The 21,388-nt window shown below is 38.1% G+C and carries 16 protein-coding genes; 1 reads left to right on the top strand and 15 read right to left on the bottom strand.

Translation table 11 applies throughout. The features are described 5' to 3' along the window. Positions 1-88: 88 nt before the first annotated feature. From FD20_RS04440 to FD20_RS04370, 15 genes are all read right to left on the bottom strand, one after another. Positions 89-1,210, bottom strand: coding sequence for a PQQ-dependent sugar dehydrogenase (locus FD20_RS04440; protein ID WP_057736383.1), 1,122 nt, complete (start codon positions 1,208-1,210; stop codon positions 89-91). A gap of 328 nt (positions 1,211-1,538) precedes the next feature. Next, positions 1,539-2,726: a hypothetical protein gene (locus tag FD20_RS04435; protein ID WP_057736382.1), complete on the bottom strand. Its 1,188-nt coding sequence runs from the start codon at positions 2,724-2,726 to the stop codon at positions 1,539-1,541. A gap of 249 nt (positions 2,727-2,975) precedes the next feature. Beyond that, a complete protein-coding gene (locus tag FD20_RS04430) occupies positions 2,976-3,914 on the bottom strand; it encodes an FAD:protein FMN transferase (RefSeq protein ID WP_057736381.1) in 939 nt (312 codons plus the stop codon). Between the two features lie 3 nt (positions 3,915-3,917). Continuing rightward, entirely contained in the window at positions 3,918-5,048 is a 1,131-nt protein-coding gene (locus FD20_RS13530) for an NAD(P)H-dependent oxidoreductase (RefSeq protein WP_057736380.1), read from the bottom strand. Positions 5,049-5,082: 34 nt separating this feature from the next. Next, complete coding sequence (locus tag FD20_RS04420) at positions 5,083-7,497, bottom strand: NAD(P)H-dependent oxidoreductase (protein WP_057736379.1); 2,415 nt, start codon at positions 7,495-7,497, stop codon at positions 5,083-5,085. 237 nt (positions 7,498-7,734) lie between these two features. Further along, the gene (ade, locus tag FD20_RS04415) at positions 7,735-9,414 is read right to left on the bottom strand and encodes an adenine deaminase (RefSeq protein ID WP_057736378.1); all 1,680 of its coding nucleotides are present in this window, start codon (positions 9,412-9,414) and stop codon (positions 7,735-7,737) included. Positions 9,415-9,447: 33 nt separating this feature from the next. Then, positions 9,448-10,767 carry an NCS2 family permease gene (locus FD20_RS04410; RefSeq protein ID WP_057736377.1) on the bottom strand — a complete coding sequence of 440 codons (1,320 nt, stop codon included), beginning with the start codon at positions 10,765-10,767 and terminating at the stop codon, positions 9,448-9,450. Between the two features lie 381 nt (positions 10,768-11,148). Next, positions 11,149-12,123: a LacI family DNA-binding transcriptional regulator gene (locus tag FD20_RS04405; protein ID WP_057736446.1), complete on the bottom strand. Its 975-nt coding sequence runs from the start codon at positions 12,121-12,123 to the stop codon at positions 11,149-11,151. Positions 12,124-12,304: 181 nt separating this feature from the next. After that, positions 12,305-12,547, bottom strand: coding sequence for a hypothetical protein (locus tag FD20_RS04400; protein ID WP_057736445.1), 243 nt, complete (start codon positions 12,545-12,547; stop codon positions 12,305-12,307). Between the two features lie 30 nt (positions 12,548-12,577). After that, positions 12,578-13,969: a glycoside-pentoside-hexuronide (GPH):cation symporter gene (locus FD20_RS04395; RefSeq protein WP_057736376.1), complete on the bottom strand. Its 1,392-nt coding sequence runs from the start codon at positions 13,967-13,969 to the stop codon at positions 12,578-12,580. 55 nt (positions 13,970-14,024) lie between these two features. Continuing rightward, entirely contained in the window at positions 14,025-15,707 is a 1,683-nt protein-coding gene (locus tag FD20_RS04390; protein ID WP_057736375.1) for a glycoside hydrolase family 13 protein, read from the bottom strand. 494 nt (positions 15,708-16,201) lie between these two features. After that, the gene (locus FD20_RS04385) at positions 16,202-17,077 is read right to left on the bottom strand and encodes a substrate-binding periplasmic protein (protein WP_057736374.1); all 876 of its coding nucleotides are present in this window, start codon (positions 17,075-17,077) and stop codon (positions 16,202-16,204) included. 40 nt (positions 17,078-17,117) lie between these two features. Then, complete coding sequence (locus FD20_RS04380) at positions 17,118-17,813, bottom strand: amino acid ABC transporter permease (protein WP_057736373.1); 696 nt, start codon at positions 17,811-17,813, stop codon at positions 17,118-17,120. A gap of 16 nt (positions 17,814-17,829) precedes the next feature. Further along, complete coding sequence (locus FD20_RS04375) at positions 17,830-18,573, bottom strand: amino acid ABC transporter ATP-binding protein (protein WP_275453076.1); 744 nt, start codon at positions 18,571-18,573, stop codon at positions 17,830-17,832. Positions 18,574-18,722: 149 nt separating this feature from the next. Next, positions 18,723-20,078, bottom strand: a complete 1,356-nt coding sequence (locus FD20_RS04370; protein ID WP_057736372.1) for an aspartate aminotransferase family protein — start codon at positions 20,076-20,078, stop codon at positions 18,723-18,725. Between the two features lie 85 nt (positions 20,079-20,163). Between FD20_RS04370 and FD20_RS04365 the strand changes: the two genes are divergently transcribed. Beyond that, positions 20,164-21,330, top strand: a complete 1,167-nt coding sequence (locus FD20_RS04365; protein WP_057736371.1) for a PucR family transcriptional regulator — start codon at positions 20,164-20,166, stop codon at positions 21,328-21,330. Positions 21,331-21,388: the final 58 nt, after the last annotated feature.

Raw genomic sequence — 21,388 nt, 5'->3', positions numbered from 1 at the left:
CATCTTTAATGTGGCAAGCTCTTCTTTGTACCATAAAGACTTCTGGTTCTGAATCAATGCACCCTCTAGGGCTTTCTTTATAGGCAAACTACTTTTTAATTGAAACTGACATCACGCGATCATCTCTGGCCTCAGGGTTCCCACGACCATCTGTATTGTTGGTGATAAACCACAATTCATTTTTAGGTGAAATCACAACATCTCGAATACGTCCATATTTGCCTGAGAAATATTCAAGCGATTCTTGCAAAGCAGAAGTCGCAACTGCACGCAAAACTGTCCCTCGTAGGTTTGCAATAAATAACACGCCATTATAAAAAGCCATTCCACTAGGACTCGCTTCTGCGGGGGTCCACTGTTGTACTGGATCAACGAATCCCTGCGTATTGGCTTTTCCTTCATGTGTCGGCCAGCCGTAGTTACGTCCCGGTTTTATTTCATTCAACTCATCCCATTTGTTCTGCCCAAATTCGGTTGCATACATTGTCCCATTTGTAGACCAAGCAATCCCCTGAGGATTGCGGTGACCATAACTGTAAACAAGAGAATTCTGAAAAGGGTTGTCTTTTGGAACATTGCCGTCTGCCGTCATGCGCAAAATTTTACCATTCAATGAATTTCTATCCTGTGCGCTGGAAGGATCGCCCGCATCGCCAGTAGTCGCATATAACATGCCATCAGGTCCAAATGCGATTCGACCGCCATTATGATTAGCAGCTTTGGATATTCCGCTAAGTATCACCTCAGCTTTACCCAATTTAAGTGAACCTTTTTTGCCACTTAAAACATAACGTACAATACGGTTGTCTCCAGATGTTGAATAATAAACATATAAATAGGGATCTTCATTTGAAGTGTTCACTATCATTCCCAATAATCCGTCTTCACTAACATGCTCTATACCGGATATTCTGCCAACAAGCCGTGTTTTTTCGTTGTCTAAAATTTCACGGATCTCTCCTTTATCACGCAGACTAACTAAAACGCTATCATTATAAAAGACAAGCGACCAAGGTGCTTCTAATCCGCTGGCTCTTACACGAGGTGTCCCAACCAATTCAGCTTTCTTATAAGAACCTGAAACACTTGTTGAATCAGACTCCTTTGTGTTACTGGTATTATTTTTATTCGGCAAAATTACAAAAAATGCGATCAAAGCTATGAAGATAATACTTGCCACTGCTCCTAATGCGATATACATTTTCTTCATGTATCGTTCATTCCTTTCTTTCGTTTTCGGAGTTGCAGTTGCTCAACTTGCTTTATCTATCTTTATAATACCTGTTGTTCTTCCAAAAAACATTTTTCATGCTGTCATCACAATCATTTTGTTTTTTGGCTAAACAAAAAGCTGACCATGTCCTTCTTTTTAGCTGTATGATATTTGGTATTAATGGATAGACATATTACCTAGGAGTATAAAAAGTTCAGCTAGAGATTAAGTAAAATCAATCTCTAGCTGAACTTCTGTTTAGATAATAAATTATCAAAAAATATAAAAAAATTTAACAAAAAAAGGAATCTGTTCTTCCACAATCTCAATCAATTCCACTCTCCCCATCACTTGTGGTAACTTTGCCATTCTCAAGACTGACGACAGGGATATTACTAGTAATTTGCCCGGCATCAGGATCAGTCAGATATTTAATACTGCTGCTCATGCCAACGATCGCTGGACCGGCTTTGACTGTAATTGTCGAAGCTGCTTCACCTGGATTTTTCTGATCCAGCTGTTCAAAAATAGTAATATCATCCTTCGGCAAGTCATTTGCTGCCACCAACGTACTCGTTTTCTTATAGGTAGTAGTTTGTCCCTGCCCAATTCGAATCAATTTATTTTCACTAACAAACAGATAAAGATAACCCAGACTATCGCCACTAGCGACAGATTTTTGAGTTAGCTGATAGTCGGCCCTAGCTGCATTAGTTTTTTGCGAAGCATAAGTCGTATTTTGATTTAATGATATTAGTGAATAGGAACTCAAAGCCTGAATTGCGGAACGTTCATAACTATCATAGCGGTGCTGATAGAGATAACCATCTTTGACCATTATTTTTCCGGTATCACTAGCACTAGTCGTAGTTTCAGGTGCAATCCACGTGCCATTTAGTTTGTCCGGTGCAACTTGTCCGGTTGCTTTTTTAGTCCGCGTATCGGTAAATGCTTGACCACGGTCAATAGTAATAGTTTGCTCGGTATCTGTATATTGGGGATTGATTGCGTATAAATGATAACCCTTGGCGACAAATGCCTGAGCCAAAGGCATATTGCTGCTTTTTGTCTCCAAGAAAACTAAGTCTGACAGTTTGTTAATTTTAATATCTGCTCCCATTTTTTTAAGTACGGCATTAATCTGCGAAATCCTCATCCAGTGGACTTTTCTTTGTGCACTTTTAACCATTCTTTTCTGAGTATCATGCTGCCATTTCTCTAATGAAATCTGCTTGTAGTTGATGGGGTATGATACAAACTGGTTTTTCGATGTTGTCCAATTTGAGATATCACCGATTTTTGAAACTACAGAAGTTGATAGGTCATTAGAAACACCAGCATTCGGGGTCTGCTTAGATGTAATCTTCTTGCTGAAAGTCCATGTTTTTGAGTCAGATTTCAAAACATTGTGTGTTGTTTTTTTTATGGTATTGTCTGCTTTTTGCTTCTGAATACCACATCCAGTTAAGATAACTATTACTAAAAGTATGCTGAAAATATTCAACTTGCGCATATAAGGCTGCTCCGTTCTATGTTTGATTCACTTATTATAGCATGTCGGGAAATAAGAGTTCTCAACTTTAAAACTCAACAATTGTTCTAAAAATGGCATTTTTAGATTTTTTGATTCTAAAGGTATTAATATTTTAGCCGTTTTGGTTGCAGCGCAGTACAGTAATCCCTTTTGTTACACACAAAAATGGCATTGACGGAGTTTTATCCATCAACACCAAATATCACAGAACCCTTTTTTGAATACGTTCTACTGTTGAAACCCATACCTGTGAACGCTCTGATCGCGATAAACAAAAATCGCGCCATACAGATCTGAACGTTTTTCTCCCCAATTCAAAGGTAAACTACCAGCAAAAAAAAGACGTGTAGATTCGATTTCACCTACAATTGAATCCTTGGTGAAGACTGTAACACTGACCAGATCAGTTTTTAAAGGGTAGCCTGTTCGTGAATCCAAGATATGATGGTATTTCTTTCCTGTTGTTTCAAAGTAACGTTCGTAAACACCTGAAGTAACTGCAGAACACGGTCCCACTTTCTCCAATACAAGCGGCTTTCCCCTTTTTTGCCATGGATTCTGAACTCCAATTCGCCATTTATGATCTCCATGCAGTGGACAAGCTCCGATCGTTAAAATATTTCCACCCAAATTAATGATTCCTGCTAAAATTCCGCGTGAATCCCATAAGCTGCGAATACGATCAGCAATGTATCCCTTGGCTATTCCGCCCAAATCAAGCTCCATTCCCGATTCAGGCAATAAAACCGACATCTTCATATCATTAAGGATTATTCGATTAGGATCAGTTAAAAACCTTTTATCCTCAATTTGCTGTTCATTTGGAACATTTGCTTCCTTAAATCCGATCCGCCATAGCTTAACTAAGGGCCCGATAGCTACATTAAATCCCTCATGTTTTCGGCTTATTTCTACAGCCTTTTTTACAAGTTGATAGGTTCCTGATGAAACTTGTATCGGTTCTTTTCCTGCTGCATGGTTGATGGCCATAATTTCTGAATTAGTTCTATTAACCGTTAATTTATCTTCATAAGCAGTTATCAGGTGATAGGTATCTTCCAGATCTTCTTCAGAAGCTGTACCAAATGCCGTCAAATTAATAGTCGTGCCAAGCGCAAAAAAACTTTTTTCAACACACTGTTGGGCTATATTTGCTGTCACTTTCATCGATTATAAGATCTCCTTACTTCCTGGAGACGTATCCTTCCCGTTTCCCTCATGCTGTGAAGCCCCTGTTACAACATCAGCATTATTTTTTTCTTTCACTTCGTAATTTTGCGAAGTTTCCACATCTGCTTCTGCTTTACCACCAAATGCTCCCGTTTCCAACAAGTTCTTAAGATGATCCACATTACCGGTGATCTCTAACGTTCCCAAATATTTATTACCAGTATCACGGACAGCTAAGTATTGAGTGTAAATTTGATGTCCTTGCGCTATAAAACAACGTTCAACACGATCATTTACACCAGATCTGAAATCAGAAAGAATCTTTAAAACTGCGGGAACAGCTTTCGGTGGGTGACAATCCTTAACTGGTTCATTCAAATCCGCAATTGAACGCTTGTGTTCGCGCTGCGGTTTATCAGAAAACCACGCAAATTTATCGTCTGCATCAATAAAATCAAGTTCGAACGGCAATGTGCTGAACAATTGCTGAATTTCCAGCAGCTTCAGTTTTCCTGTTGCAAACTGAACCGTTGCATCACTAAAGAACGGATTTATCTCAGAGTTAATTTTTTTATCTTCTCTGGCGTCTGCTTGCAAAACCCTTACGTAACTCAGAAATTCATTAAAACAACTGTCTAGCTGTTTAATTGCCTGCTGATCTCCCAACTGCCTTTCTTTGTCAAAGACCTGAGCTACATTACCCAACAAGAATTCATTTCCCGGCAGCACATTTGCATTAACATCAGGAGATGCTAAAATTTGACGTAAATGTTGTTGTGCTCTTGACGATCCTTGGGGTCCATAGGAAGCACCCACAATTAAAACCGGTTTTTGTTTCAGTGGATCTATTTCATAGGAAAGCCATTCGATCGCACTTTTCAAGGGCGCTGGAATGGAATGATCATATTCAGGGCAAGCAAAAACCACACCATCAGCCTTCACAATTTTATGAGCCAATTCCATAATTTTTGATTCTTCCCTGACAGGCAGATCCTCACAAAATGGCGGTAACTCACTAATCTCGCATACTTCGATTTTTGCTGTTTTTTCAAAATGCTGCTGCATATAATGCAGCAATATCCGATTATAGGAAAAAGCGGCATTTGTTCCAACAATCGCGACTAATTTCATTTTAGTCTGCTCCTTTCTAAAATAACCCTACTGTTTAGTTTTTTGCTTTAATCTGACTCAAGGCATCTTTGACGGCTGCTTTCAAAGCTCTACTTGTTGCGGAAGCACCTGAGACCGCATCCACTTCATAGGTATTGCGCGTCACCATTTCATGTGGAATCCTTTCAAGTGCTTCTGCACTAACATCCCCACTTTCACTTTGTTTCAATATCTCTACGTCTTGCAATTTCTGCTGTTCATCAACAGTTACCTTTACTAAGATCTCGCCGCCAATTCCTGCATTACTGCGGCCTAGATACTGGTTTTTTTCAAGTTTAATCTCGTCATTAGAAGTGGTTTGCAGATCACTAGCTATTGCAAAATCAGCTGTTGCAGTTGGTGCATCATCTTCAAAAGAAGCACTAGATGTGTCTGCCTTTGGAAGAGCTGCATTTTCACCGGCGATCTTTCCAAAGATTAAGCATTCTGCCAAATTTCCACCACCATTATACTGGTTAGCGTTAATTCCACCAAACTCTCCCGCACTATAAAGATGCGGAATTGGAGTGCCAACTGCACTCATAACTTCTGCCTTTTCATTCCGCTGTGCTCCACCTTGCGTGTTTAACATGGCCGTTGCAAGTGGTGTTGCATAAAAAGGACCTGCCCCAAAAGGCTGCATTGAAGCAGTTGAACGTCCGAAAGCCTTATCTGCCCCTGTACGTGCAGATTCACTAAAATCTTTTACTGCCTTTTCTAAAATAAGTGGATCCGCTTTAATTTTGGCGGCCAATTCAGCTAAAGTGTCTGCTTTAATGGCTATATCGAAGAACTTCGGATAAGGCAAAGGTCTTTTTTGTGCATCGATTTTCTTGTACTGTGCCTCGTCAAAAATAAGATGCGGGTGTTCATATACCGTTGGATTATGCCAGCTTCCATGCTCATATACATGTCCGTGCCGCCCTTGTTCATCCTCACGCAAATATCGGCTACCATCATCAGCGGCAACAAAAATGCTGCCGTGTGATAACTCTGCCCATGGATCCAAGATGAATTTTCCACGTTCTTCCTCAGAATTTTCAAAAGTAAAACTAGTGTTAAATCCATAACCTTCATAACTCTTCATATGCCAAAGAGCGGCACCAGCTTCTTGTGCCATCTGAATCCCATCACCTTTGTTATATAGAGTGCCAATGACTTTCAGCTTAGGCACACCGATGAAATTTTGAATATAACGCTGATTGTTCTCAAAACCGCCTGTCGCCAAAATCACTCCATTGCGGGCACGAATATTAACCAGACTTTCACCACGCTGAATTTGAACACCTAAAACAGCTTGCGAAACAGGATCTTGAATCAAATGCTTAGCAGGGGAAGAAAACCAAACATCCACTTGATTGCTGCGATCTGTAACTTGTTTACGCAGATTTTTCCAAAGTGAAGCATCGAAATAACCATCATGAACAGTTGTTAAATCGACTGTCTCAGATCCTTCAAACTCGGGATATTCAGGTGACAATCCGTTAGCAAAGGCTTGGTAATCGGGATCACGATGAGTTTTGTTATAACTCACTGGTTGCTCAATGCCTAAATATTTTTTGAAATATGCAGTCATGTTAACTATTCCATCAACATAGGTGGATAATATTTTCTCGTCAATTTCGATTGGCCCGAATAATTGCTTAAAATATACCATCATCTTATCGTAATCGTAACCGGTTAGAACAACTTGACCAGCATAACGAGTATTACCACCTTCATGTCCTTCCGGTGCAGCATCAACCAAAAGTACTTTTGCCCCTTTATCTGCCGCAAAGCGCGCTGCAGTAGCACCAGCTGCCCCAAAGCCTAAAACAAGTACATCATATGCTTTATCCCAACGAACTCCGCCATCTTCATGTCGTGTTCCCTTCTTAGATGCTAGTGCACTCCGATGTGTCTCTACGAAACTCAGAAACTCATTAAAGCAATCTTCTAGAAATTTGATTGTTTGTTGATCTTTAATGACTCCGTTATCATCAAAAGCTTCTTTGACGTTGCCAAGCAAAAACTCATTTCCTGGCAGCACCTTGGCATTTACCCCTGGTGTATCCAAGATCTGGCGCAAGTGAAGCTGCGCGCGAGAAGACCCCTGGGGATGATATGATGCTCCAACGATCATAACCGGTTTATCATTGAGTGGATGCACTCGGTAAGAGAGCCATTCAATAACACTTTTTAATGGTGAAGGCACTGAGTGGTTGTGCTCCGGGCACCCAATTATTACTCCGTCACTATTCTCGATTTTAGCCGTAATTTCTTGAACAGTCTTTGGATCTGTTTCTGGAATGTTCTCATTAAACATCGGAATATCTTTTATTTCACAAACCTCAACAGTAGCTTTATTCGAAAAATGATCCCTAATGAACCGTAATAAAATACGATTGTACGAAAGTTTAGCGTTCGTACCAACAATCGCGATAAAATGCATAATCATTTCCTCCTCATTGACACCGTTTACCAAATTATATCATTTGATCAGAAAATAACATACTAGAACCAAAAAAACTAATCCTTTTGCATATAGTAAATTTATCCTAAAAGACAGCAATTTATTTGTACAAATAGCTTGGGCAAGCCATTCTGCTTACCCAAGCTATTTTAATACTCCTATTCAGTTGCTTAATTGAATATAGCTTTTTTTAAATACCAAAGATACGTGTATATTCTAGTGATCTGTAACTTCAACATCGATAAAAGTACCTTGATCAAAATCGTATAAGCCTTGATCTGTCAACTTCAAAGAAGGTATGACTGGTAAAGTTAGGAATGACAATGTAATGAAAGGATTAAAACTGACAGTTTGCGGATAGCTGATTTTTTTATAAGCATCCATGATATCTTGGAGATCTTTTGCAGCTTGATCATATGGTTTTTTGGACATTAAACCCGCAAGTGCTAAGGGCATACATGCAATAATTTGTCCTTCAGAAGCAACTGCGATTCCCCCACCGCAAGAAGTGATCTTTTGAATTGCCGAATAGATCGACCCATCATCACTGCCAACAGCAACGATATTGTGAGAATCATGTGCTACTGTAGTGGCAATAGCTCCGTTTTTAAGTGAAAAACCATGAACTAACCCTATTCCAAATGTTCCTAAATTGTGATGCCGTTCAACCACTACCATCTTCGAAATGTCTTGTCGCTCATCATTGATGAAAAAGCCTTCAGTGCAGGCAACTTTGCATTTCAAATGATCAGTTACAATATGATTAGGCTTTATCCCAATGACATTGCAGTAAGAACTTGATAAAGGCAATTTAAGATCTGACAATTTTAAATGCTGCTGAACTGTGTTTTGATTGAATGGCAAAACTGTGCTTGTGTTCTCCGTGATCCACTGCCCATTTTTCATCGTTTTTTCAACTGTCGCATTCTGAAGATCTGCTAAAATGAGAAGGTCTGCTTTATAGCCTGTGTTCAAAACTCCTGATGTACTCAACTTATGCGCACAAGCTGCATTGTAACTCGCCATTGTATAAGCAGTTTCAGGCCTTATCCCCTTTTTGATGGCTAGACGAACACAACGATCGATTGACCCTTCAGTTATAATATCGTCTATTAGTTTATCATCCGTACAAAAAGCAAAGCGCTGTGCATTTCCTTCATTTACAACATCGATCGTATGTTGGAGATCTCGTTCAACAGAACCTTCTCTCAGAAAGACCCAAAATCCAGCTGAAAGTCGTTCTTGTGCCTCTTCGGAACTTGTACATTCATGATCTGTGTCAATGCCGACTTGACGATAAACATCCAGTTGTGAATAATTCAACCCCGATCCGTGTCCATCAACATGATGCCCAAGGCTTTGTGCATCACGAATTTTTTGCATTATTCCAGAATCTCTTCTGGCCACTGCGGGATAATCCATTACTTCAGCTAGCCCATTAACTTCCTTATATTGATAAAGTGGGTATAAGTCTTTCGCATTCAAGGTTGCTCCATTATGCTCAAATGGTGTGCATGGAACTGAGGATGGGAGCATAAAAAAGATATCTAATGGAGTCTGGGATGCATCCTCTATCATATATTTTATTCCATCAATACCGCAAACATTGGCAATTTCATGCGGATCAGTTACTATTGCGGTGACTCCTTTTTTCAGGAGCACCTTACCCAACTCGCTTGGAGCAACCATCGAGCTTTCAATATGTACATGTGCATCAATCATGCCTGGTACAATATAAGCATTGTGTGCATCAATATATTCATCTGCCTGCAGATCATCAGCAGTGCCTGAAGCAACTATCATACCGTGATCGATCCACAATGATTTGTTTTCAAATTGACGACTGAAGACATTTAGTACTCGCCCATTTTTTATGCATTTTTCTACTTTCTTCATATTGGACAAGATCCTCCCTAACTTATTAAATAATTATATTATAAAGATAAAATATGCGATAAACAAAACCATCAAAGCATACATCATAGGATGGACTTCTTTAGCGCGCCTTTTTAGTAGCATCGTAAGTGGATAAAGTATAAACCCAAAAGCCAAACCTTCAGAAATACTGAAAGTCAAAACCATCATAATGATCGTAAAGAAAGCTGGAACAGCTAGTTCCATTTTATTCCAATCGATATACTGAACGTTTTTCATCATTAAAATGCCTACAATAATAAGTGCCGGAACAGTAACTGCGGAAGTAACAACCGCTAGCAGCGGTGCAAATATCGAAGATAATGCGAAAAGAAACGCCGTCACGATTGCGGTCAACCCTGTTCGTCCCCCAGCTGCAACGCCTGAAGTTGACTCAGCGTATGCTGTAGTTGTGGATGTTCCCAAAACAGCGCCGATCGTTGTCGCCACAGCCCCAGTAACAAGTGCCCTGCCACCGCCTAAAACATGCTGCTTCTCATCAATCAGCCCTCCTTGAGTAACAACCCCCATAACTGTCCCAGCAGTATCAAAAATACCTACTAAAAAAAACGTTAAAATTACTACAACCATTTGCAACGAAAAAACATTTGATAAGCTAAAAAGGCTTTGGGCAAAAAGCGGATGTAAACTAGGAAGCCCTCCAATAATACTACGAGGTACAGCTATCACTCCAAAAAGAATTCCAATGATAGTTGTTATTACCGTTCCAATGAAGATTCCTCCCAAAACGCCACGTATAACTAGAACCAATGTGATCAAGATTCCAATAACTGCTAATAATACGACTGGATCATGCAGATTTCCAAGTGCCACACCACTAGTTTTATCTGGAACAATAATTTTGGCATTTATCAACCCAGAAAAAGAAATAAAAAGCCCGATCCCAGCCGAAACAGCATATTTCAGAGTACTAGGTATAATATCTATCAATTGTTCGCGCATTTTTGTGAAGCTCAGCAGCATAAACAACAAACCTGCAACGAAAACACCAGACAAAGCTGTTTGCCATGGGATATGCCATGCTAAAACAACGGTGTACGTAAAAAAAGCATTTAATCCCATACCAGGTGCAAGAGCAATTGGAAGGTTAGCAAAAAGCCCCATAACTAATGTTCCCACTATTGAAGCCAAAACAGTTGCTGTGAAAACAGCTGTTTTGTCCATTCCTGCACTTCCTAAGATCTCAGGATTAACAGCCAATATATAGGCCATCGAGAGAAATGTGGTCACCCCAGCCAGAACCTCCTGCTTTATATCAGTCTTTCTAGCAGTTAAATGAAAAAAATTATCGAGTCGACTATTTTTTTGTAACACAAAAGCATCCCCCTTAAAATACGAACGTTCGTCTTATTTGCAACTTGTGTAACATTTTATTACACAAGCGAGTTTTAATCAATATCTTTTTATAAATAAATGTTTTAAAAGAAATTATAGGGGCACTTACATGTTATAAAATTGAACATACAGTATATTATTTTATTTAAATTCAACATTTAAGTATTTGGCAAGAATTTCGTCTTTGTTGTGTGTTGTACACTTATATAATTTGATATTTGAAAAAATTAAGGATACCCCCACAGCAAATTTGTACAAATAAAAAGACCTTATTCCTTTTAAGAATAAGATCTTATTATTTTTTTCTTTCATTAATTCAAATTGACATAATTAAAAGCAAATAGTTTAAACGCCCTCTAATTATTTGGTTGTTTGTCCCTGCATAAACGAAACAGGCAGCACTAAGGGCTGACAAAGCTTCTTTTGCGAATTATTGTTCAGTTGTTTTTCTAGCCCCAGCACTGCCTGCTTGGCAATTTCAGTGATTGGTTGTCTAATCGACGAAAGTGCGATTTTTTGTCTGGGATAAATTTTAGCAGCATCAAATCCGATAATTTGAACTTCTTCAGGCACTGCAATTTTTTGCTTCAGCAACAAATACCAGAAATCGCTAGCGTATTCATCGGAATCGGAGAAAACTCCATCGTATTTAAATTTTTTGTTTACCAGATTTTTTTTTATAAAATCTTGAAAATCATCTGTAAAGTTGCCTTTGTCTTTTGCAACAAATCGTGTATATTCAACACCATTTCTATTACAATAGTCCTTAAATCCCTTTTCCCTATCCAGAGAAACATTTTTTACAGGTGCTTTAGAAATAAAAAGTAATCTTCCCGCTCCCAGAACATGTAGTTTCGCAGCTGCCAACTCGCCTCCCTGATAGTTGTCCGAAACAATTAATGGGAAAAAATCTGCAACTTTATTTTCGAGCGCCACTAATGGTATATCTGGAGGAACTATTTCCCTAATATCTGCATATGACATTGTAATAATTCCTGCCACTTTTTGTTTTTTTGCCATTTGGATATACTCAATTTCCTCTTGCGGACAATTATTAGAATTGCAGAGGATCATTTTATACCCACTTTTTTTTAAGATCAATTGCATACAATAACTCAGTTCAGAGAAAAAAGGTGTGTTGACCATTGGTATAATAAGCACAACATAATTTGACCGATTTGTTTTTAACGTACGCGCAGCAGCGTTTGGAACATAGTTCAATTCTTTAATAGCTTTTTCGATTTGCTTTTGGGCTGCAGGCCGTACCCTAAGACCGTTTATATAATTTGACACTGTGCCTCGTGAAACGCCAGCCAAGTGCGAAACATCATTCATATTTGACATTTGTCAACCTCTATCAGGAAAGATAACAGCACCAGTATTCTAGCGGCTAAGAGAAAAACAGACATTAAAATATTTTTTTAAAGAGAGTCATCCTAATTAGGATAGAAAGCTTGGTTTCTTAAAAACGCCTGCTGTCACTGCAATTTCTACTAATGCTATAATTCCTTGTATATTAAGGATTGAATCTCCTTACCAACATTTTATCAAATAATTCAGAAATTTGCTGATGTTTCATCGTCTCAAATTGGCTAGTTTCTAATTTGTTAAAATCCTTAATTAAATAATATGACTCTAAATACAACGTTAGCTGTTCCTTTATAAAACGTTGATTTGTATCTCCAGGCTCTTTAACAGTACTTTTAATAAGATTCATTGCAAATTCATTTGGATCAATCTCTAGCTTGTTTTTTAGCATTTTGACCACACACCTTTCTCCTAGTAACTGCTATTCTTCATTTCTTTCACGAAAATGTTTTTTCGTCAAATATGCGGACATCTCTCTTTCTTTATCTGGGGTCAGCTTGTAGAACAGAATCAAGACAAACGAAATAATCAATGCAAGCATTGGGACCCATATATAATTTGCTTCAATTGCAAAAAGTGCAGAAGCAGATTGAGCTTTGTTGGGAACATAGTGCCCCCAAGACAGTAGTAGACCACTGATGGCACCTCCGATTCCCATTCCAAACTTAGCGGTGAAACTTGATGCTGATGTCACTATCCCTTCAGCACGTACACCATTTTTCCATTCACCATAGTCAACTGCATCGGCTAAAAGAACTGCAATTAATGCGCCCACAAACCCATTTCCAAAATTACCTACAATTGTTCCGATAATTATAATTGGAACATTCAACCAACTTGCTCCTAATCCCATAAACAGTTGACCAATAACACTTATTGTAAGCCCTGCCAAAAGTGTGTTCTTTTTACCAACTTTTACAACAACACGAGGTGTTAAAAAGACTGAAATCAATCCAATTGCATTAAATAATAATGCAAAGGAAACTAGGCCGGGACGTCCAAGATTATACTTGAAAAAGTAAATTGTAACTTGTCCTTTAGCCTGCATCCCCAGCCAATAAACAAAGTTTAAAACGATAACAATCACCCAAGGCCAATTACTTTTTAATGCCTTCAATGATTCCTTAATTGGCAAAGCTTTCTGTGACTGTTTAGTCTGCACTCTTTCTTTTAAATTCGCGAAAACCACTAGATAAATGACAAAAAAAACTGTGGCAGCCATCACTGCTAGCAAGAAAAAACCACGTTTATTATTACCACTACCAAAAAGTGCAACCAATGGCAAAGCAATCACTGATATCAGCGTCCCACCCAAATTTGAGAATAAGGATCTAATCGTTGATAACAGTACTCGTTCATCTGAGTTTTCAGTCATACTAGGCAAAATTGACGTTAGTGGAATATTAACAGCCGAATATAAGACATCAATTCCAATATATGTTACGTAAGCCCATACAATTTTCCAGAACATTGGTAAATTGGGTGTTGTAAAACAAAGTACCGTAAAAATTGCAAACGGGGCGTTGAACCACAATAAGAATGGGCGGCTTTTGCCCCATTTTGTATGCGCATGATCAATCATTATTCCCCAAAACGGCCCATCAAAAGCATCAATGACTCGTGCAACCAACATTAAGGTCCCAACTGCAGCAGCGGTAATTCCAAACACATCCGTATAAAAATACATTAAATAAGTTCCAATCAAACTAAAGGTAAAACTACACGCAAAGTCGCTTGCCCCATAACTAAGACGCTCATTCCAAGGTAAAATTCCTTCATTTTTTCCCTGCTCAACCTTTGCATTTCTTGCCATTTTTAACCCTCCTCAAAAAACATTTTTCACAAAATTTTATTATCATATACCGCTACTAGTACACATACACTTTCACTTCGTAAGGTCGCAGTTTTTCCCCGCAATCATCATCGTAATTCTTTATCAGTACCTTACCCGAATATGGTATATCGTAATTACGTTCAACTTTATTTGCCGTGAAATTGGCTATAACTAATATTGTCTGTTTTTCCAATTTACGTGTGTAGGAAAAGACAGATTTATCTTTTTCATTTCCTGAAACAAGTTCAAATTCGCCTTGAGTGATAATTGGTAATTTATGACGTAACTCTATCAAGTGCTGATAAAAATAAAATACTGAACTTGGATCATCTAGAGCAGCTTCAACATTGATCTCTTTATAATTTGAATTAACCCTTATCCAAGGTGTATGTTCACTGAAACCCGCATTCAAACTAGCATTCCATTGCATTGGTGTGCGTGCATTGTCCCGTGAACGAGCACGAAGATATCTGAGCATCGTCTTGTCATCTAATATTTTCATTCTATTTACTAGTTCATGATAAGCATTAAGTGATTCAACATCACGATAGTCTTTTAAGTTTTCGAAACCAGCATTGGTCATACCTAACTCTTCACCTTGATAAATATAAGGCGTCCCTTGCATAAAATGTAGAACAGCGGCTAACATTTTAGCCGAAAGCACGCGATATTTAGGATCATCGTTGCCAAACCGAGAAACAACGCGTGGCTGATCATGATTATTCCAGTACAAACTATTCCATGCCTTCTTATTCAAAGCCCTCTGCCACTTTACTAAACTTTCACGCAATTTAGGCAGTGAAACATGGCGATCATCCCATTTGCCAAGTGCAGAATCTCGATTTCCATCAAGCCCCATATGTTCAAACTGAAATACCATGTTTAGTTCGGACCCATCCAAATTTGCATATTTCAATGCCTCTTCGACTGTTACGCCCGCTGTTTCACCAACAGTAATCCAATCGTACTTACTTAGAACTTGCTGACTCATTTCATGCAGATACTCATGGACATGTGGCCCGTTAGCAACAAGATCTCCGGCGTTTCCATAAAGAGCTGTTTTGCCTTTAGGCGCATCTGGCAAACCATCTGGTTTAGATATTAGTGAGATAACATCCATTCTAAATCCATCAATTCCTTTACTTGCCCACCAATTCATCATCTCAAAAATTGAATGGCGCAAATCAGGATTGTCCCAGTTTAAATCAGGTTGTTCCTTAGCGAACAAGTGTAAATAATATTGGTTAGATTCTTTATCATATGTCCAAGCCGGACCTGAAAAAAACGAACCCCAGTTGTTTGGTTCATGGTCATCGACTGGATCACGCCAAATATAATAATCACGATACGGATTGTTTTTTCCTTTCACTAAGCTTTTTTTAAACCATTCATGTTCAAACGAACTGTGATTAACTACCAGATCCATCATAACTTTTAATCCGAATTTATGCGCCTTGGTTAAAAGTTCTTCAAAATCTGCCATTTTCCCAAATGTTGGATTAATTGCCTTGTAATCTGATATGTCATAACCACCATCAACATTTGAAGTCTTGTAAATTGGATTAAGCCATATAACATCGACACCTAATTTTTTGATATAGCCTAGTCTACGTGTTATTCCCCTTAAATCACCAATACCATCATTGTCGCTGTCTTGGAAGCTTTTTGGATAAACTTGATAAACAACTGCCCTCTGCCACCATTTACTCTCTGCCATTAAAATCCCTCCACTTACAAATAGTTGGAACGTTCCAAGTTTTCAACAAAGCGAGTATAAATCTTTTCCAAATAAAATGCAAGCGTTTTCTTTTTTAACTAAAAGGTTCCTATACGTAATAACTTAACGTATACGATAAATGCAAAAAAGCTTTTTAGCTTAGGAACAAGCGCTGTAATTAATTGTCCTTTCTATGAGTTATGGTTGTGGATCTTCAATTTTCGAGAAAAAATAACTGCCTAAAAACTAAACAGGTGTGCCTTATGATTTAACTAATGTTTTATCATAAGGCACACCTTAAATTTAATTTTTAATTTTTAATCTCATAATATATATACAAAAGTAATTTGCTAGCCCGGTTCTGAGTTACTATTGGTCAAAAAATTTACGTTTAAAAACGTTATCCATCCCTTGCTTTTATTCTACTCTACTTTTGAGACAATATTTAAAGTAACACACTTGGCATATCGCTCGCTCTCTACACTTTAAAATTCTCATTTAATATTTTCCGTAATACCATCTTTAACGTCCACAAAATAACTATCATCCAAATTATATTTGGTTAAAATCTTTTTAAGTGTCCCATCCTTCTTCATAGCATTTAATTGTTTATTAACTTCCTTCAAAAGACTCTTATCACTAGATCTGACTGCAGCCCCAATTTTTCCAGTTTCTTCAGCTTTATATGGCGTTAAAATTTTCAAATCAAGTGAAGGATCTTTGGACAGGGTATAGTTTGCAACAATACCGTCGGTTACACAGGCTGCTACTTTTCCTGTATTAACAGCCAGCATTAAATCTGTCTGTTTTCCAAAAATCTGAACATCCTTAACTTTACCTTCTTTTTTCCATTTTTCAGCAATGTCCAGAAAAGCTGTTCCTTTTTGTGCCCCAATCACTTTGTTCGAAAGATCAGCCACTGATTTGACTGAACTGCTCTTAGGAATAACAACGGCTTCCCCTTCTTTATACCAAACATCAGTAAAAGCAGCTTTTTGCAAACGATCTTTACGAATATACATTGCATCGGTAACCATATCGATCGAACCTTTGTTCAGTTCAACAATCAGATTTTCAAACGGTACTTGCTTCATCTCAACTTTCTTGACGCCCATGCGTTTAGCAATCTCTTTAATTATATCCGCGTCAACCCCGGAAAATTTCTTTGTTTTGTTGTCAATATATGCGAATGGAGCATCATTGGATGAACCAACAGTCAGAACACCCGACTTCTTAATTTTCTGCAAAGTTGTTTCGTTTGAACTACTGCTTCCAGTACTGGAACTCTTACCCGATTGACAGGCAGTTAAGAAAAAAATTGTAATAAAAGCAAGCAGACCAACTTTAAAGATTAATTTTGCTTTTTTCATAATAAGCTTCCTCCTCAGGATATAACTTTACAAACCGAAATCAGTTTTCTACATGGAATTTTTTCTCAATCATTTTCATAACATGTGCCAATGGGAGACTCAAAACAAGGTATACAACAGCCAAAATAGTATACGACTCTATCGTTTGAAATGTCTGTGATGCGTATGTTTGCGTTCTAAGAAGCAATTCGCTTACTGAAATAACAGCAAGCAATGATGTATCTTTAATCATCATTACCAAATAGTTTCCTAAAACCGGAATACTATTGCGCAACGCTTGCGGAATAACAATCTTTCGTAAAACCTGCAGTTGTGTAAAACCAAGTGCCAGTCCAGATTCCTTTTGACCCGTGTCAATCGCCAAAATTGCGGAACGAAAAACTTCAGAAATGTATGCTCCATAATTGATCGTCATCCCTGCAATTCCCGCTGACAAAGCTGTAAATTGAATGTTAGGCTGTGTTCCTCCAGAGGACAAAAGATGATTTAAAAGAAGCGGGACAACATAATAAATGTAAAATAACTGAACCAGCAGTGGTGTACCACGAACAATCTCGACAAAAACAACAAAAATTCCACGAATAACTTTCCATTTGCTAAGCCTGCACATTGCAATCAGCAATCCCAAAATGGTAGCCAATATAAAACTAATAATTGTAGCCTGTAAAACAACAACGACCCCTTGTAATAGTGAGGGCCCTAACCCTTCGATAGCTTCTGACCATTTTAAATCCATCTAAAAACTCCTTTCTTTAAAGAACGCGTGCAAGAAACTCACGGGTTCTTTCATTCTTGGGATTTCCGAAAATCTCTTCAGGAGTTCCTTCTTCAACAATGTAGCCGCCCTCCATAAAAATAACTCGATTAGCAACTTCTCGGGCAAAACCCATTTCATGGGTCACTACGACCATGGTCATTCCTTCTTCGGCAAGCTCTTTCATAACTCTTAAAACTTCTCCAACAAGTTCTGGATCAAGTGCCGATGTTGGTTCATCAAACAGTAACAATTCAGGATTCATCGCTAATGCCCGTGCAATTGCCACTCTCTGCTTTTGCCCTCCTGAAAGAGATGCAGGGTACACATTATCTTTGTCAGCTAACCCAACCTTTTCCAGAAGTTCAAACGCCTCCTTTTCTGCTTCAGCCTTATCTTTATTTTTCAAAGTTCGCGGCGCCATCGTAATATTGTCAAGAACTTTTTTAAAGGGAAATAGATAATATCCTTGGAAAACCATTCCCACATGCTGCCGATACTCATTAGTTTTCCATTTTCCATCTAACACATCATTTCCCTGGTAGAAAATGCTCCCTGAGGATGGTCTTTCCAATAAGTTGATACATCTTAAAAAAGTGCTTTTGCCTGAGCCTGATGGACCAATAATACAGACAACTTCTCCCTTTTTTACATTTAAATTCACTTTTTTCAAGACATGATTTTCACCGTAATATTTGGAAAGTTCAGTAATCTTTAACATACTCTGATCAGTTTCTGACATTCATTTCCCTCCTCTTTGCAAAGTAACCACGAATGTATATCTTAATGAGAACTTTCATTGCTTTTACTCATTCTTCATTTGAGACCTTTATCTAAAAATGCTTACGGTCACTTGTCACTTTGCTTTCGCTAACCTTATGCTGAACAAGTTTAACTTAATTCTTGAATTGCCTCTTCTAAAATAGACAAACCGACAGTTAATTGCTCATCAGTTATCACAAGCGGTGCTAAGAAACGAATTACGTTACCATAGACTCCTGCACTCTCAATAATCAAGCCTTTTTTTACACAGGTCTGAATAAGATCCTTCACAAAAATAGTTGCTGGTTTCTTGGTCTCACGATCCTCAACAAATTCAATTCCGATCATTGACCCTAACCCGCGAACATCGCCGATAACTTTATACTTTTTCTGCCAGGATTTGAATTCTTTCATACAACGCTCACCTATCTCTTGTGAACGCTCAACCAGTTTTTCGTCTTTGATAATCTTCAAGACCTCTAATCCAGCCGCACATGCAACTGCATTTCCACCAAATGTACCGCCGATGACCCCGGCCGCAGCACTATCCATTATTTTTTGATCAGCCACCACAGCACCTAAAGGCAGCCCATCCGCAATAGATTTAGCCATGGTAATGATGTCAGGAGCAGCATCAACTTCCTTCCAATATTCAGTAGCAAACATTTTTCCAGTTCGCCCAAAACCAGTTTGCACCTCGTCTGCGATGAGCAAGATTCCTTTTTCATCACAAATTTTTCGAACTGCTTGGACCCAAGATAAGGGAGCCGGTATGAAGCCTCCTTCACCTTGAAGGGGCTCAACAACTAGAGCTGCAACATCTTCTGCAGGGGCACATTCTTCAAAAACTTTTGTGATTCTTTCAAGATAATAACTTAACTCATCCTCTTTATTAATCCCCTTAGGTGTTCGATAACTATATGGAAAATCTGCTCTAAAAATACCATTTGCCAACGGTCCTGTACCTTTTGTATAAGCTTTTTTTGAAGTCATTGACATTGTTAGTAATGTTCTGCCATGAAATGCTCCAGAAAAGACGATAATGTTCGAACGTCCTGTGTAGGTTTTCGCAATTTTAACGGCATTTTCATTAACTTCTGCTCCACTATTAGCAAAAAAGACTTTCGCTTTTTCTGCTTTTTTTACTGGTGCAATAGCACTCAATTTTTCAGCTAATTCAACATACCCCTTGTGCGTGACAATGTTAAACATTCCATGCAAATATTTTTCGCTTTGTTTTTTTATCGCTTCAACGACACGCGGATGTGCGTGTCCAACGTTTAAAACTCCCACACCTCCGACCCAATCCAAAAATAAATTGCCATCGGGATCTTGAATCATCGCTCCCTTCGCATTCTCAATCACAACTGGATAAGCAGAAGTAACTCCAGCTGGTACGTAATCCTTCCTTTTCTGCAAAATTACTTTTGCTTTTGTCCCAGGCAGTGCTGGTGTAATAATTTTCGGCAATTCTTTACTTAACATCTGAATTCCTTCTTTCATTGACTATACAAAAATATAATTTATAATGATTAATAATTAAAAGTTAAGCTTTTCAAGGGGTGAAATGATGGCCATCAAATTACGCACAGTTTATTATGCAACCAAGGAAAAATATCACATGAATCTATTAGCTGGAAGTGAAGGCCTTGATCAATTATTCAGCTGGATCCATATTTTAGAAAACATCGATACGATGGAATATCTCCATGGAAATGAAGTAGTCATCACAACAGGTATCGGTATGGACTCTCCTTCTTGGTTTTCCGAATATGTCGATAAGGTTACTCATTCAGGAGCCACCGCCTTAATAGTAAATACCGGTAAATTCATCACTGAAATTCCGCAAGATATCATTGATAAATGCAGCAAACTGAATTTTCCGTTGATCAGCGTTCCTTGGAAAGTTCACTTGATTGATATTATCCGTGATTATTGCAACCGCATTTTTTTAACTGAGCAATTATCCTACAGCTTGATGGGTAGTATTAAAAATGCTATCTTTCGGCCAAATAATCCTGAACTTTATGAAATTCAGCTTGAAAGAAATAATTTCAGCTTAGATGCAACATATGCTATTGTTGCAATTAACGGTAAAAACTTTAATATTCAAAAAATGGATACTAAGTTTTATGGTCAATTACACTTGAACATTCAAATTATTCTCAATAACTACGGACTGGATAACTGCATTTTTGATTATGATGAGGCTCTTTTTATCGTAATCAATCGTGCCTATGCTGCCCAACTCGACAAATTTGCTCATACAATTGACACTATGTTGAAAAAACGTTTTGGTAAATTTGATTTTGAAACAAGTGTCAGTGAAACAGTAAATTCTGTTAAGGATCTCCATAAAGCCTACAAACAAGTCAAATACATCATGGACCATATTCAGAAAAAAAATTCTTCCTCAATTTGTTTTTTCAAAAGAAATGGAATTAATGAGTTAGTCCTTTCCGTCAATAATCTCGAAATACTGAAGGAAAACTCTCAGCAAACATTAGAACCCCTACTTCAATATGATGAAGAACATGAAACAGACTACGTTGCGTTACTTAAGCTTTATCTACAGCAAAACTGCAGTATCAAAGCTGTTTCCGAATTAACTTATACTCATAGAAATACAATTAACTACCGCATTAGAAAAATCAAGGAGATCCTCAAATCTAAACTTGATTCAAACGAAGAACGATTCCGTCTCATGCTTGCTTTTTACATTCGTGATGCTTTATAATTCCAATCGCCCTCTTTTTAATCATTATTTAATTCTGTTGAAATAAAAATATCATACT

Origin of the sequence: Liquorilactobacillus uvarum DSM 19971 (genome assembly GCF_001434935.1) — a bacterium.
GTDB classification, from domain to species: domain Bacteria; phylum Bacillota; class Bacilli; order Lactobacillales; family Lactobacillaceae; genus Liquorilactobacillus; species Liquorilactobacillus uvarum.
This window is presented reverse-complemented; position numbering and strand designations above follow the sequence as displayed.

Excerpts from the sequence above, each read along its gene's own strand:
- FD20_RS04405 (WP_057736446.1), bottom strand. The coding sequence starts at position 12,123 with ATGAATGATGTTTCGCACTTGGCTGGCGTTTCACGAGGCACAGTGTCA.
- FD20_RS04395 (WP_057736376.1), bottom strand. The coding sequence starts at position 13,969 with ATGGCAAGAAATGCAAAGGTTGAGCAGGGAAAAAATGAAGGAATTTTA.
- ade (WP_057736378.1), bottom strand. The coding sequence starts at position 9,414 with ATGAAGAAAGTAGAAAAATGCATAAAAAATGGGCGAGTACTAAATGTC.
- FD20_RS04380 (WP_057736373.1), bottom strand. The coding sequence starts at position 17,813 with ATGGATTTAAAATGGTCAGAAGCTATCGAAGGGTTAGGGCCCTCACTA.
- FD20_RS04430 (WP_057736381.1), bottom strand. The coding sequence starts at position 3,914 with ATGAAAGTGACAGCAAATATAGCCCAACAGTGTGTTGAAAAAAGTTTT.
- FD20_RS04420 (WP_057736379.1), bottom strand. The coding sequence starts at position 7,497 with ATGCATTTTATCGCGATTGTTGGTACGAACGCTAAACTTTCGTACAAT.
- FD20_RS04365 (WP_057736371.1), top strand. The coding sequence starts at position 20,164 with ATGGCCATCAAATTACGCACAGTTTATTATGCAACCAAGGAAAAATAT.
- FD20_RS04440 (WP_057736383.1), bottom strand. The coding sequence starts at position 1,210 with ATGAAGAAAATGTATATCGCATTAGGAGCAGTGGCAAGTATTATCTTC.
- FD20_RS04400 (WP_057736445.1), bottom strand. The coding sequence starts at position 12,547 with ATGCTAAAAAACAAGCTAGAGATTGATCCAAATGAATTTGCAATGAAT.
- FD20_RS04390 (WP_057736375.1), bottom strand. The coding sequence starts at position 15,707 with ATGGCAGAGAGTAAATGGTGGCAGAGGGCAGTTGTTTATCAAGTTTAT.
- FD20_RS04370 (WP_057736372.1), bottom strand. The coding sequence starts at position 20,078 with ATGTTAAGTAAAGAATTGCCGAAAATTATTACACCAGCACTGCCTGGG.
- FD20_RS13530 (WP_057736380.1), bottom strand. The coding sequence starts at position 5,048 with ATGAAATTAGTCGCGATTGTTGGAACAAATGCCGCTTTTTCCTATAAT.
- FD20_RS04375 (WP_275453076.1), bottom strand. The coding sequence starts at position 18,573 with ATGTCAGAAACTGATCAGAGTATGTTAAAGATTACTGAACTTTCCAAA.
- FD20_RS04435 (WP_057736382.1), bottom strand. The coding sequence starts at position 2,726 with ATGCGCAAGTTGAATATTTTCAGCATACTTTTAGTAATAGTTATCTTA.
- FD20_RS04385 (WP_057736374.1), bottom strand. The coding sequence starts at position 17,077 with ATGAAAAAAGCAAAATTAATCTTTAAAGTTGGTCTGCTTGCTTTTATT.